Origin of the sequence: Desulfofundulus luciae, from assembly GCF_030813795.1 — a bacterium.
In the GTDB taxonomy this organism is placed as follows: domain Bacteria; phylum Bacillota; class Desulfotomaculia; order Desulfotomaculales; family Desulfovirgulaceae; genus Desulfofundulus; species Desulfofundulus luciae.
This window is the reverse complement of the sequence record NZ_JAUSUX010000002.1, coordinates 1-13,317: the sequence shown is the minus strand read 5'-3', so window position 1 is coordinate 13,317 and position 13,317 is coordinate 1. Positions and strand designations below refer to the sequence as shown.

General features: G+C 53.4%; 13 protein-coding genes, 1 rRNA gene and 1 other annotated feature. Of the genes, 1 reads left to right on the top strand and 13 read right to left on the bottom strand.

Translation table 11 applies throughout. The features are described 5' to 3' along the window. Positions 1-20: 20 nt before the first annotated feature. From serA to pdxS, 4 genes are all read right to left on the bottom strand, one after another. The gene (serA, locus tag J2Z49_RS01415) at positions 21-1,604 is read right to left on the bottom strand and encodes a phosphoglycerate dehydrogenase (protein ID WP_307399192.1); all 1,584 of its coding nucleotides are present in this window, start codon (positions 1,602-1,604) and stop codon (positions 21-23) included. After that, a complete protein-coding gene (locus J2Z49_RS01410) occupies positions 1,604-2,755 on the bottom strand; it encodes a pyridoxal-phosphate-dependent aminotransferase family protein (protein WP_307399190.1) in 1,152 nt (383 codons plus the stop codon). Before J2Z49_RS01410 ends, serA begins: the two co-directional genes overlap by 1 nt. Before the next feature lie 71 nt (positions 2,756-2,826). Next, positions 2,827-3,054 (bottom strand) — a binding site (T-box leader). A gap of 77 nt (positions 3,055-3,131) precedes the next feature. Beyond that, a complete protein-coding gene (gene pdxT, locus J2Z49_RS01405; protein ID WP_307399188.1) occupies positions 3,132-3,695 on the bottom strand; it encodes a pyridoxal 5'-phosphate synthase glutaminase subunit PdxT in 564 nt (187 codons plus the stop codon). Positions 3,696-3,726: 31 nt separating this feature from the next. Next, on the bottom strand, positions 3,727-4,611 hold the full coding sequence (gene pdxS, locus J2Z49_RS01400; RefSeq protein ID WP_307399186.1) for a pyridoxal 5'-phosphate synthase lyase subunit PdxS: 885 nt from the start codon (positions 4,609-4,611) through the stop codon (positions 3,727-3,729). 326 nt (positions 4,612-4,937) lie between these two features. Between pdxS and J2Z49_RS01395 the strand changes: the two genes are divergently transcribed. Continuing rightward, complete coding sequence (locus J2Z49_RS01395; protein ID WP_307399184.1) at positions 4,938-5,798, top strand: uroporphyrinogen decarboxylase family protein; 861 nt, start codon at positions 4,938-4,940, stop codon at positions 5,796-5,798. A 12-nt stretch (positions 5,799-5,810) separates the two neighbouring features. Here J2Z49_RS01395 and J2Z49_RS01390 read toward each other — a convergent pair whose 3' ends face one another. From J2Z49_RS01390 to rrf, 9 genes are all read right to left on the bottom strand, one after another. Beyond that, the gene (locus tag J2Z49_RS01390; RefSeq protein ID WP_307399183.1) at positions 5,811-7,646 is read right to left on the bottom strand and encodes an ASKHA domain-containing protein; all 1,836 of its coding nucleotides are present in this window, start codon (positions 7,644-7,646) and stop codon (positions 5,811-5,813) included. 1 nt (position 7,647) lies between these two features. Beyond that, positions 7,648-8,283, bottom strand: a complete 636-nt coding sequence (locus J2Z49_RS01385; protein WP_307399181.1) for a cobalamin B12-binding domain-containing protein — start codon at positions 8,281-8,283, stop codon at positions 7,648-7,650. Continuing rightward, complete coding sequence (locus tag J2Z49_RS01380; RefSeq protein WP_307399179.1) at positions 8,276-8,995, bottom strand: GntR family transcriptional regulator; 720 nt, start codon at positions 8,993-8,995, stop codon at positions 8,276-8,278. The genes J2Z49_RS01385 and J2Z49_RS01380 overlap by 8 nt, the downstream gene beginning before the upstream one ends. A 74-nt stretch (positions 8,996-9,069) precedes the next feature. Continuing rightward, on the bottom strand, positions 9,070-9,771 hold the full coding sequence (locus tag J2Z49_RS01375) for a Vitamin B12 dependent methionine synthase activation subunit (RefSeq protein WP_307399178.1): 702 nt from the start codon (positions 9,769-9,771) through the stop codon (positions 9,070-9,072). 68 nt (positions 9,772-9,839) lie between these two features. Further along, positions 9,840-10,640: a dihydropteroate synthase gene (locus J2Z49_RS01370; protein WP_307399176.1), complete on the bottom strand. Its 801-nt coding sequence runs from the start codon at positions 10,638-10,640 to the stop codon at positions 9,840-9,842. Positions 10,641-10,700: 60 nt separating this feature from the next. Next, complete coding sequence (locus J2Z49_RS01365) at positions 10,701-11,339, bottom strand: cobalamin B12-binding domain-containing protein (RefSeq protein ID WP_242656381.1); 639 nt, start codon at positions 11,337-11,339, stop codon at positions 10,701-10,703. A gap of 114 nt (positions 11,340-11,453) precedes the next feature. Beyond that, entirely contained in the window at positions 11,454-12,770 is a 1,317-nt protein-coding gene (locus J2Z49_RS01360) for a uroporphyrinogen decarboxylase family protein (RefSeq protein WP_307399172.1), read from the bottom strand. Further along, a complete protein-coding gene (locus J2Z49_RS01355) occupies positions 12,736-12,930 on the bottom strand; it encodes a hypothetical protein (protein ID WP_307399170.1) in 195 nt (64 codons plus the stop codon). The genes J2Z49_RS01360 and J2Z49_RS01355 overlap by 35 nt, the downstream gene beginning before the upstream one ends. Positions 12,931-13,074: 144 nt before the next feature. After that, positions 13,075-13,190 (bottom strand): 5S ribosomal RNA (gene rrf, locus J2Z49_RS01350). Positions 13,191-13,317 lie beyond the last annotated feature (127 nt).

The following is a 13,317-nucleotide window of genomic DNA, read 5'->3' as shown; positions in this document are numbered from 1 at the left end:
AAGGGCCTCAAAACGCTGGATTACAGGTGCACCATTTTTACATCCAGCACCCCCTCAATCCTGGCAATCTCGGCCAGGGTTTCTTCGGGCACGGGTGCATCAACCGAAAGCATCATCACCGCCCGACCGCCGATCTGTTTGCGCCCCACCTGCATGGCGGCAATGTTGATGTTATGCTCGCCGATAAGTACCCCCACGGGACCGATGATGCGGGGCTTGTCGATATGGGGCACATAAAGAAGGTAGCCGCTGGGAATGACGTCAATCCGGTAGCCGTCTACCATTACAATGCGCGGATCTTCCTTGCCAAAGAGCGTCCCGGCAACGCTTTTTTCCACTTTATCCGAGTAAACCTTCACGGTGATCAGGCTTGAATAGCCTTCCGCCTCCCCGTCCACCGCCTGGAAAACCTGGATGCCGCGGTTCTTGGCCAGGACGGGAGCGTTTACAAAGTTCACGGTTTGCTGCAGGATGGGATCCAGAATCCCTTTGACCACGGCGGTGGTAATGGGGCTTACTTCCTGTTTGGCCAGCTCCCCGCTGTAAATCACCTCTATCTTGCGGATGCGCCCGGTGACAAGCTGGGCCTGCAGTTTGCCCAGTTTTTCCGCCAGCCCCAGGTAGGGACGTACGGCCGAAAGCACCTGCGGGTTGATGGAAGGAATGTTAACCGTGTTTTTCACCAGTTTCCCCCGCAGCGCCGCCACAATCTCTTCGGCAACATCCAGGGCCACGTGTAACTGCGCCTCCCGGGTGGATGCTCCCAGGTGCGGGGTGGCGATGAAGTTTGGCAGGGAGAACAGGGAGCTGTCGGTACAGGGTTCCTTTTCAAATACGTCCAGGGCCGCCCCGGCCACTTTACCGGAAAGCATGGCCTGGTACAGGGCGTCCTCATCGATGATCCCGCCCCGGGCGCAGTTGATGATCCGCACCCCGTCCTTCATCATGGCAAATGCCCGCTCATCAATCATGTGGTAAGATTCTTTGGTCTTCGGCAGGTGCACGGTAATAAAATCGGAGCGGCGGAACAGCTCTTCCAGGGACACCAGTTCCACGGCCAAAGTGGAAGCCTTTTCTTCGGTGATATAAGGGTCGTAGGCTATGACGTTCATTTCCAGGGCCTGGGCCCTTTTGGCCACCGCCGAGCCGATCCTTCCCAGGCCGATGATGCCCAGGGTCTTATCCCGCAGCTCCACACCCAAAAAGGCCTTCTTGTCCCAGACCCCTTCCTTCAGCCTGGCCACGGCCTGGGGAATATTGCGGGCCAGGGCCAGCATCATGGCAATGGTATGCTCAGTGGCGGCAATAGTATTGCCGTCGGGGGCGTTGACCACCAGTATACCCTGGGTGGTGGCAGCCTCCAGATCAATGTTGTCCACCCCTACGCCCGCACGGCCGATAACCTTGAGATTTACGCCGGCTTCGATAACCCGGCGGGTAACCCTGGTGGCGCTGCGCACGATCAGGGCGTCATATTCGGGAATGGTCTCCACCAGCTCGTCTTCGGTCATCTTCCGGCCTATGACCACTTCTATATCTTCTTCCCGGCGCAGCGGCGCCAGCCCTTCCTCTGCCACGCCGTCCATAACCAGTACTTTATACACTACAGATCCCTCCCAAGAAAGACTTCCTGCGCTGCCCGCACGCCCTTGCCCAGTTCCACCGGATAGCCCAGCCGGGCCAGGGCCATTTCCAGCCCGCTGATGGCAATAAGCACGTCCATTTTGCCGGCGTAACCCATATGGGCAATGCGGAAAATCTTCCCTTTAAGAATGCCCTGACCCCCGGCAAAGGTGATGCCAAACTCTTCCTTCAGGACTTTGCGCAGGTCGTCGGCTGCAATTCCTTCGGGGCTGTGCACGGCGGTCACCGTGGGAGATGCGCAGTGATCCGCCGCCAGGAGCGACAGTCCTAGAGCGCTGACGGCCGCCCGGGTAGCTTTGGCCAGCAGGAGATGGCGGCGGTAAACATTTTCCAGCCCCTCGGCCAGCATCATGTCCAGGGCCGCGTCCAGCCCGAAGAACAGGGCCACGTTAGGCGTGTAGGCCGTATTCCACTTGGCCAGGGCTTTTTTGGCCGCCGGGAGGCTGAAATAAAAACGCGGCGAACGGTTCCCTTCAATCACTGCCCAGGCCTTGGGGCTCACTCCAATCATGGCCAGGCCGGGGGGCAGCATCATGGCTTTTTGGGACGCAGTAACCAGAATGTCTACCTGCCACTCGTCCATCTTGATTTCAATGCCGCCCACGCCGCTGACCCCATCCACCAGCAACAGGGCCGGTGTTTCGGCCACCAGGGCGCCAATACCGGCAATGTCATTAAGTACCCCGGTGGAAGTTTCGTTCTGGGTCGCCAGGACGGCCTTATAGCCGGGGTTCCGGGCCAGCTTTTCCCTGACTACCTGGAGGTCTACAGGGTTGCCCCAGCCGAAATTCACTTCGTCCACTTCGGCCCCGTAGGCCCTGGCAATGTTGGCGAACCTTTCCCCAAAGTTACCGGTAATTAAAGCCAGCACCCGGTCCCCGGGGGAAATTACGTTGGCAACGGCCGTTTCCAGGCCACCCGTACCGGAATTGGTCAGGATGAAAACTTCCTGGGAGGTCTGAAATACCTGCCGGATTTTCTCCTGGATGCGCCGGTGCAGCGCGGCAAAGTCTTCACTGCGGTGACCGATCATGGGGCGGGACATGGCCGCGACTACTGGCGGAGGTACTGGTGTCGGTCCCGGAATCATCAGGTATTGTTTTTCCCGCATGGTCTACCTCTCCCTTGACTTAAATTTTAGCCTAAAAAATTAAACCCCCCATCCCATGCTGGCTGATAACCAACAGGGACGAGAGGTTACTCCCGCGGTGCCACCCTATTTGACAGGCAAGATTGACCCACTTACCTGCCCTCTCGAATGTGATAACGGGAACTGCCCGTACCTGCCTACTGCTGTTTTCAGCAGGTCCCCTTCGGGGAGCTCTTTCACCAGACACCTTACCGGTTCACAGCAACCACCGGCTCTCTGCAAAGGCCCTTCTGGCTACTCTACCCCTGCATCGGGTTTGTTATTTTTTGAACCTGACTTACATAATACTATAAGCCGTGACTTTTGGCAACACTTTAATTGGCCGTTTTACAAAACATTAACATTGCTCCAGGAACAAACGGTGCAGGCGGGTATCGTCGGTCAGTTCCGGGTGAAAAGCACAGGCCAGAAAGCGGCCCTGCCGGGCAAGCACAATTTTATCGCCGTACCGCGCCAGCACTTCCACCCCCGGGCCTACGGATACAATATAGGGGGCGCGGATAAAAACCGCCCGCAGGGGTTTTTCCCCCAGGACAGGTATATCCAGGTCCACCTCAAAACTTTCCACCTGCCGGCCGAAGGCATTCCTTTCCACCACCATATCCATCAACCCCAGCCGGGGCTGGGCGGAACATGCAATCTCCCGCGCCAGCAAAATAAGGCCGGCACAGGTGCCAAAAACAGGCATTCCCTGCAGGGCTTTCTGGCGGACTGGTTCAAAAAGGTTATAATCCTGAAGCAGTTTGCCCATGGTGGTGCTTTCGCCACCCGGGATGATCAAACCATTTATTCCCTCCAGTTGCTCCGGTTTGCGCACCTGGCGGGACTCCACCCCCAGGGCGGCAAGCATTTCCTGGTGTTCCCGGAAGGCTCCTTGCAGGGCCAGTACTCCGATCAACATGGTAGATTAACTTCCTTCCCCTGTTGCTTAATTACCAGCCGCGGTCCTGCATTCTCTGTTCGGGAGCAATGGTGGCAATCTCCAGTCCGGGCATGGCTTCGCCCAGATCCTTGGATACCTCGGCCAGGACCTGCGGGTCGTTGTAGTGGGTGGTGGCCGCCACAATGGCCCGGGCCCGGGCGGCCGGGTTCTGGGATTTGAAGATGCCCGAACCCACAAAAATGCCGTCGGCGCCCAGTTGCATCATCAGGGCGGCGTCCGCCGGGGTGGCAATGCCGCCGGCGGCAAAGTTCACCACGGGCAGGCGGCCCTGCTCGGCCACCTGCAGCAACAGCTCATAGGGGGCGCCCATCTCCTTGGCCAGGGCCATCAGTTCTTCCCGGGGCATGTTCTGCACCCGGCGGATTTCGGCCATCATTATGCGCATGTGGCGCACGGCCTCCACCACGTTGCCGGTGCCCGGCTCCCCTTTGGTCCGGATCATCGCGGCGCCTTCGGCAATGCGCCGCAGGGCTTCACCCAGGTTGCGGGCGCCGCAGACAAAGGGTACCTTGAACTTGTGCTTGTCAATGTGATGCTGCTCGTCAGCCGGGGTGAGCACTTCACTTTCATCTATGTAATCCACACCCAGTTGTTCTAAAATCTGTGCCTCCACAAAGTGGCCGATGCGCACCTTGGCCATTACCGGAATGGTGACGGCATCCATGATGCGTAAGATGACCGTCGGGTCGGCCATGCGGGCCACGCCCCCGGCAGCGCGGATATCGGCAGGCACCCGCTCCAGGGCCATTACGGCGCAGGCACCGGCTTCCTCGGCAATCTTGGCCTGTTCCGGTGTGGTAACGTCCATTATCACGCCGCCCTTGAGCATCTCCGCCAGGCCTTTTTTCACGGTCCACGTACCCTTTTCCGCCACTTCCACTTCCCCCAATCGCCACTTTTCAATTTTTTACTCCATTTATTTTAACTGACTTTCGCTATTAAGACAAGTGGAGCGGAGGTGCAGAAAGCAAAAACCCCGGACAAACTGCTCCGGCGGCTTACGGGAACGCAACCCCGTCGCAGCAATCACTGCTCGTTCCGGTGTTCCCGGGGCCCCACGGTCATCCTGAAAGCGCCCCTCGCCCGTGTCCGTACATCCATACCTATACTTTAAACGAAGCTTAACCGGCTTTATTTATGTGTATTAAAATAAATGCAGGTACCCCTAAAAAACCTGCTGGGTGAGGAAGAAAGGAATGAGTGTCTGTGGAATTTTATAGCTCCCTGCTGCAAAAAAAGAAAAGAAAAATTCCCCGGGGAGAACTCTGGATTTCCGGGGAAATATTAAGAGAGTTAGGCCTGGAACAAACGCAGGAGTCCCTGATCACTCTCAGTGCAAGCATTGGTGCCGACATTTGTTTTTTTAGCTACACCAGCCCCGTTGAAAGTCTCCCTGTCAATTCCGGGGAGATGAGCCTCCTCATAAAAAAAGCTCATGCCTCAGGCCTGGTCTGTGGAGTCACCGTTGACGGCCCCTTTGAGCGAACTGTCAGAGAACACGGTTTTATAGAGGTTATAAAATGGTTTTATAACCCGGACCGCCTGAAAGAACACCTGGAAAAAAACACGGCCCTGGCGGCTGATGAGTTGACGGCGGCCGATAATGCCGGCGCCGATCTGCTTATCCTGTGCGACGACATAGCCTATAAGCGTGGGCTATACTTTTCTCCTGAGCAGTTTAAGAGTATACTCTTGCCTTCGTACCGCAGGCTAAAAAATTCAATAAAAGGCGGCAAACCAATGGGCTTTCACTCCGACGGCAACATTGAATCGATAATCTCCTTTTTGGTCGAAGAGGAATATTCAATTTTTTCCCTGGAACCCGAAGCCATGCGCCTGGTGGAGTTGTGCCGCAGGCTGCCTGAAAATGTTATAATCCTTTCGGGAATAAAGGCCGGGTGGCTGATGGGGCCGGACCCGGATAATAATGAAGAGGCTGAAATGCTTCAATATATTAACGATCTAAAAAATAGCTGCAAGCTGATATTGGCCTCATCATGCGGACTCTCCGACATTCGCAGCGTGGAGAGGTTAAAGAAGATATACAGGCAGGTCGTATAAGCTGGATTTTAGTTATACGGGGAACCTCATCTGATTTAAAAAGTTATTGCTGAACTCCGGCATCGCCGCCAGTTCTACATACTTAATATTACGGGCAATTTCTTCCGCCCGCCGGCGTTCGGTTTCAGATAAAAGGATTATCCGGGCACCGGCACCTGCTGCGTTACCCACCTGTTGAAAGCGTTCCAGCGGCAGATCAGGCAGCATGCCGATGGCGACGGCACTTTCCAGCCGCAGGTGGGTCCCGAAAGCACCGGCCACAATTACTCTCTGAACATCTTCTTCCTTCAAACCGGCTTTCTCAAGTAAAACCTTTGTTCCGGCGGCTATGGCAGCCTTCGCCAGCTGTATTTCGCTGATGTCTTTCTGGGTAATTACTATGTCCCGGTCAACCCCGCTTTCCTCCGACGGCACCAGAACATATTCAGCAGCTTTCCTTTCACCGTTAAACCTGACCCGGGGATGATTGGCGTCCAACCGGCCGTTATAGCTTATCACTCCTGCCCGGTACAGTCCTGCCACGGCGTCCAGTATACCCGATCCACAGATACCCACCGGCGGACTGCCGCCGATGGTCTCATAGTACAATTTCCGCCCCCCGTCAGCCACATCCACCCTGCTGATGGCACCGTCAATCGCCCTCATTCCCTGCTGAATGTGAGCTCCTTCAAAGGCCGGACCGGAAGCGCACGAACAGGAAATCATTTCTCCGTCCCGGGCAAGTACAATTTCGGTGTTGGTGCCGATGTCCAGGCCCAGGGTTACCCCACGGGCCTCATGTATGCGGCTGCTCAAGATCATGGCCACATGGTCTCCCCCCACAAAGCCGGCAACGGCCGGCACCAGGTAGGCAACAGCACCGAAAGCCATACCCAGGCCCAGGTCGCGTGCTTTAATTTCCACCGGCAGCGTTACTGCCGGCACATAGGGGGACCTTGCCAGCTGGCATACCGGCAATCTCAACAAAAGATGATGCATGGCTGTATTCCCCACAATCACAGCCTCTTCAACATCTTCAGGAACCACGCCCGCTGCTCCACAGAGAGCGTGCAGCAGCCGGTCAAGTCCTTCCCTCAACACCTGGACGATACGGCTGTACTGTTCTTCCCCTTCAAGGGCATAAGCCAGCCGGCTTATTACATCTTCACCGTAAGCAATTTGCGGGTTCAAAATACCTTCGGCAGCCAGGGTTATACCGGTCTCCAGATCGACTAAAAAACCGGCTATTTTGGTGGTTCCAAGGTCCACCGCCAGACCGACTGGCTTTCTTGTCTTGCCGTTCACAAGGGCGTTGGTTATCTCCCTGCCGCGGAGGGAAACCGTCACCGGATCATCTCCGGCCAGAGCCTCAACCCGGCTTATCAGCCCGGGATCTATACGCAAGCAGGGCAACCCGTAATTTTGGGCCAGGAAGGCTTCCACCTGCTGCCAGGTTGAATACGGGTAATCAACGGACGTGGTTTTCAGGGGAATGTTATAGCGTTTAATCGCGGGTTCTGGAACGACAGTCGCATCTGTTCCTTCCAACTGCAGCTTTTGGCGCCCGGTGAGGGTTTCCGGCGGAATTTCCACCTTTGCCGGGCCAACTATCACCGCCTGGCATGCCAGGCGGTAACCTTCATCGAGACCTTTTTTACCGAGCAGTCTCTTTTCAACCTCATTGGGTGGCGAAAATTCACCTTCCACCAGGCGCACCCTGCAGCGCCCGCAAAGTCCCCTGCCACCACATGGCGCGCTGACACCGCCCGACTCAGGAGTAAACACCCCCCGTGCAGCCTGCATAACAGTCTGGCCGGGTTCTGCCTCTACCCGGCGGCCGACAGGTTCAAATTCGATAATAACACTCAATTTATAGCACTCCCATCCATTTCTGGCATATGGTAACACCCCTACGGGCGTCGGTCACCCAATCGTCCGCCCCTGAATATTCCCGCACCTTTTCATTAACCAGGCCTCCGATGAGAACTTTAATCCTTCTCCGGCTGTCAAACAGGCGAACTAAATTAATCGTGCGCTGCAGGGCTCCAAAACAGGAGGAAAGCAGGATGGACAGGCACAGAATGCTTGCCCCTGTTTCTTTTAGATAGTGAATAAACTTATCTGGAGGCACATTTACCCCCAGATCACAGACCTCGAAACCATGACAGCGCAACAAAGAGATGGTAATATTTTTACCTATGTCATGAATGTCGCCTTCAACCGTCCCAAATACTATCTTCCCGACGGGTTTGTGCGTTACTTTTTTATCAAGAGCCGGAGTAAGTACCTGCATAATTTCATGAAAAATCTCTGCGGATAAAACCAGGTCTCCCAGGAAATATTCTCCCCTGGAGTAGCGCTCTCCCACAGCTATCATGCCGTTCCTGCACTCTTCTACGATGTCCAGGGGCGTGGCACCCATATCCAGGCGGAGTTTAACCAGCTCCATCGCGAGGCTTTCATTCAGGTCGCTGATTGCCTGGGCCAGGGAAGGCAATTTACTCAACCCCCTTCAGCGGTCGAACTTCGGACACTAAAGTAAAGCGGTCCCCCCGGAAAATAAAAAAACCCCAACCAACAACCGTTTCGTCATTGGCGTACAAATACTGTTCAAGGTAAAAGACGGGTGAACCAGGCGGGACCTGAAGCAGCAGAGCATCTTCTTTTTCAACCAGTGATGGCCGCATCACCATACGGCTGCGCACCGGCAGCACCTCGCTATGCATTGAGATTACTTCCGAAAAGGCCTTGTACTGCAGCTCGTTTTCCAGTATGGGGCTCCCCTTTTTAAAACGCATGTATTTGCGTTCGATGGCCATCGGCACATTGTCGGCCAGGAGTAGCCGGCAAAAGTATAAAACCCTCTCGTCAGCCTTCAACTCCAGTCTTCCACTGATTTCCGCTGAGGCTTTGAGCACGTTGACCGCGATTAACCTGGCTTCCGGGGTTAAGCCACGGCGGGACATCTCCTGGTGGTATTCTTCAATGGTAAATACAGCCCGGTCCAGGGCCGGCCGGGAAACAAAGGTACCCCGGCCCCGGTAGGCGGATATCAGCCCTCTTTCAGCCAGTATATTGAGGCATTTGCGAACAGTCATGCGGCTTAAATTATATTCCTTGCCCAGATCATTTTCAGACGGCAGGGAATCACCCGGTTTTAATTCTCCCGAAAGGATTTTTTGCTCTAAAATCTGGGCCAGTTGAAAATAAGGAGGCACAAAGGAATTCCTGTTAATTTTGTCACCGGCCAGACTTTTATCACCCCTTTCAACAAATGTCCTGACCTGGACCTCTACAGCGGATCTCTGGCCCGGCTCAAGGGACATTTTCGCCTGATGCTGCAGTAGTAGCAATGGTTTTCCGCGCTGGGGGGCAATTCGCGCCCGATTCCCATAACCATGCTCAAGGATTTTTTGGGCAACATAATGCCGCTTTTCAGTATGCTTACACCGATCGTTGAAGGGTTCACCAGATCATAAATGATCCGCTGGTCCTGAAGGTTTTTCCAGTAAGAGTGGCCGGGACCCAGAGATATTGTCGTCTTAAGGCCGCAGGCTTCCACCTGCGTTTTAATCCTTTCTACCAGTTGCCTGCCGGCCGCTTCAATAATGCACGTACCGGCGATATCCAAAAAGTAGGCATGCGCCGCCAGCCCCTTGCGGCTATACTCCTCCACCCTGCGGTCAATCATATGTCCCAGCGTGCAGACAACCAGGAGCAGGCTCTGGGCGGTGCCGGCCAGGCGGACAAGCAGACTGCTTGTCAACGCCTGGCCGCCTTCCAGGAAAATCTGCCTGCCGGTTGTTTTTACCACCGGCACGGCTTTGCAAACGGCTTCCGCCCGGGCCAACTGATGTGCTTCCTCCAGTATCTCATTAACCAGCGAACGTGAATAGGTACTGGATGTCCTGGACAGGCAGTCCCACCCGGTACAGGAAACGTCCTTTTCGGTAAGCTTAACATTTAGTTTATAATAATTCATTAAACCATACATTGCCGGATTACTCAACTTTCTTCACCAGGAATACAGACAGTTAGATAGTGAAACTGTAATAAAAGAAGCTATGCTTTTAACTTTCCCTGATGGTAACAGCGGATGTACTGCATGCAGAACCGGTCCTTGTTCAGCAGTGCCTCCGTTGCGTACACCAGAGCCATCAAGGTGCTGTCCAGCGGGTCGACGATGACGGCGTCAAGCCCGCTGGCCATACTCAACACCACGTAGGCCCGGTTCAGGTGCCGGCGTTCCGGCAACCCGAAGGATACATTGCTCAATCCCGAAACAAAATGCAGGCCGCTGAATCTGGATGACATCTCTTCCATGAGGCGCAATGTTTCTACCACCGTTTCGGGATTGGTGGCCACGGAGCGCACCAGAGGGTCAAAGTAAATATCGTCAACCGGTACTCCGGCATCCAGGAGGTCGTTGACCAGTTTTACACCAACCTCCAGGGCCTGGTTTTTGTTTGCCGGGATACCCCTGTCGTCCATACAGAGGGCCACTACAGACGCGCCGTACTCCTTCACCAGGGGTAATACTTTTTTATACCTTTCAGTTTCCCCGCTGATGGAATTGATCATTGCTTTACCCCGGTGAACGCTTAACCCGGCGGCCAGGGCTTTGTAATTGGCACTATCAATGCACAGGGGAACACCGGCAATTTCCTGTACGGTTTGCACAAGCCATTCCATGGTGGCCGGCTCTTCCTGCGCGTCCAGGGTGCCGCAGTTCACATCGAGCATGTGCGCCCCGGCGTTTACCTGGTTTAACACCTCTTCGCGGATAAAGTCCACATCTTTAGCCCGAACCGCCCTGTCTATGCTTTTACGGGTGGAATTGATTCTCTCGCCGATGATTAACATACATGCCTCCCGGTATTCTGCCCATGGCCGGAGTTAACTCCGGCCATGGGGTAGTTATGATTAAGAATAAACTTTCTTGCAAATGTTGACACCCGCTACAGCGTCTTCCGCATAATAGTCGGCGCCCGTAAACTGCCGGACCTGCTCATTGCACGGGGCTCCTCCGATGATGATGGTCACCTTATCCCTTAAACCAGCTTCGGTAACAGCCTCTACCACGGTTTTCATCTCGGGGTAAGTGAAATTAAGCAAGGCGCTTAAACCGAGCACCCTGGCCCCGGTTTCCCTGAGCGCTTCTACAAATTTTTCGGCCGGCACGTCCACGCCAAGGTCGATGACTTCAAAACCGGAACCGCGCAGGAGGTTGACTACGATGTTCTTGCCGATATCATGGATATCTCCCTTGACGGTCCCTATAACAACCTTGTCCCTGGAAGTGCTTGCCTCCGCTTTGGGCATAATGGGCTCCAGCTGTTTCATGATGTTTTTGAATATCTCCGCAGCGAAGAGCATCTGGCTTAAAAAGTACTGGCCTGCAGAAAACAAATCGCCCACGCCCGCCATGCCCTCATTGCACTCAGCAATAATATCCAGTGGGGAAATACCGTTCTTGATCTTCTCGTCTACCAGCTGGTAGACTCTTTTTTCGTCCAGTTCCATCAAAGCTCTTGCCAGTTCTGTCATTTTTTCTTTTTCCATTTCGCTTTTCCTCCTAACTGTTAAAATTCATATTTATAGAAAATTCTTGGGACTTATCCTTCAATACAAATCTGCTATTCAGGAAAAGAGCCAAACTGCCATTCTCCCCTGTTGCTAAGAGTAGGTTCCGTACTCCTTTGCAGATTCTATCAAGGCGCGCAGGTTTTCCGGAGGCACATCATCGATTACCGCCCCATTGCATAAAATAAATCCTCCATCTTTCCCTGCAGTTTTTATCAGTTGTTTGCAGTAATCTTTTACTTCTTGTGCTGTTCCCAGGGTTAACAAACTAATTGGTACATTGCCGGCTATACAGGCTGTATCCCCCAGGATTTCTTTTGCCTTAGCCATATCGGTATTATCAAAAAGCCACACCGTCTTACCCTTCGGAAGATCACAAATAACTTCTAAACGGGTGTTATAGCCACCCTCGGCAAACAGGAAGGGTACCAATCCTTCTTCTATTAAGCCCATAATAACCTTTCTCAACGTCGCCCAATAAAAAGTCCTGAATTGCTGGTCCGACAGGAAACCGTCCGCCCCTTTATGCAGCGGCATGAATACCAGCGGGTTGCCGGCAGCCTTGGCCGAGGATACTCCCATCCTTATGGCAAGAGGAGTTAATACTTCAAGGGCCTGAAGCAGTTTCTCAGGCTGCCTGTACATGTCCAGCATAATTCCATGGGTACCCCTGAGAGTGTCGCCGATAATATCAAAAGGTGCCTTGCTCGCTCCCCCAACAAAGGCGGGAAATCCTTGCCCTTGAAGTGCCTGGTCCACCGCGCGAACCACACCGGCCCAACGAACAGCTTCGTTACCAGCTTCTAAAACAGCCTTAAAAGCATCCTGCACTTCGGGAAAACCGAAGGGAATAAAGCTCCCGCAGGTCAGTGGCATTTCCATAACATCAGTAAGGGGAGCCAGTTTTTCAAAAGGCTTTAGAGCGCCAAAAACGCGCGGAAAGTAAACCCTTACCCAGAAATCGGAAGGATCTTGAATCAGAGCATCGTACTCATCTGCCTTCATATACTCAGCCTCAAGGCACTGGTATGAGCGATCCGGTTGAACACCATGGCCCGGCCACTGGTACAACTTGTAGTCAAGAATTTCAAAAAATCTACCTGGAGGAGCTAAAAACATGCCCATATAGGCATCAGGTTCCAAATCTAAAACATATTTCTTCCACGCAGCCGCTGCTTTATCATAGTCATACATTAAGTCTTGAACGGTTATTCCAGCGTAATATGCAGGGAAAAGTCCTGTAAAGGGACATACCGGTACGCGATCCGGCACCTTTTTTAACTGAATGGCGTCTTTTATGCGGGTTACCCTTTCCCTGTACGACCTTTCAGCTTCCTGGTTAACAAATTCTATACCATTGCCCGAAAGCCACAATTCAAACATTTGTTCCTGTTTTTCTTCCCGTGTCATTAAATTTCCCTCCTAAAATTTTAGTTTTTCCATAAGTTGCAAACACAAATTCCTCAACCCGGGGCATTTTTATAGCTTCATCCACAACCCCCCCAAAAAAGGATTTTTTAATTCTTTGAGCCAGGACTTGATTACCATATATGTATATACATTTAGACAATTATACAATTCTATATGTTTCGGCTTTTTCCTCCCCGGTTCTCGATTTTTTCAAAAAATTTTTTGCACCCACGGCCCCGGTTCACCAGACAACGTAAAAAAAATAAAAAGCCCCTGGATACAAATCCAGGGACTTTGAATAATTTTCCGGCAGCGACCTACTCTCCCGGGGGTAGACCCCCAAGTACCATCGGCCCTGGAGGGCTTAACTTCCGTGTTCGGGATGGGAACGGGTGTTTCCCCTCCGGCATGGCCACCGGAAAACGGTCGTCAGTCGTCTGATGTCAGAGGTTAGAATCTAATTTCGCAACCCCTGTTTTCATCCTGGTCCTGATAAAATTCCCTCAAAACTTCACAGCGGAGTTTCATTCGTCCTGGTCAAGCCCTC

Coding starts and splice junctions, on each gene's coding strand:
- J2Z49_RS01410 (WP_307399190.1), bottom strand. CDS start 2,755: ATGCGGGAAAAACAATACCTGATGATTCCGGGACCGACACCAGTACCT.
- pdxT (WP_307399188.1), bottom strand. CDS start 3,695: ATGTTGATCGGAGTACTGGCCCTGCAAGGAGCCTTCCGGGAACACCAG.
- J2Z49_RS01375 (WP_307399178.1), bottom strand. CDS start 9,771: ATGTATGGTTTAATGAATTATTATAAACTAAATGTTAAGCTTACCGAA.
- J2Z49_RS01370 (WP_307399176.1), bottom strand. CDS start 10,640: ATGTTAATCATCGGCGAGAGAATCAATTCCACCCGTAAAAGCATAGAC.
- J2Z49_RS01365 (WP_242656381.1), bottom strand. CDS start 11,339: ATGGAAAAAGAAAAAATGACAGAACTGGCAAGAGCTTTGATGGAACTG.
- J2Z49_RS01360 (WP_307399172.1), bottom strand. CDS start 12,770: ATGACACGGGAAGAAAAACAGGAACAAATGTTTGAATTGTGGCTTTCG.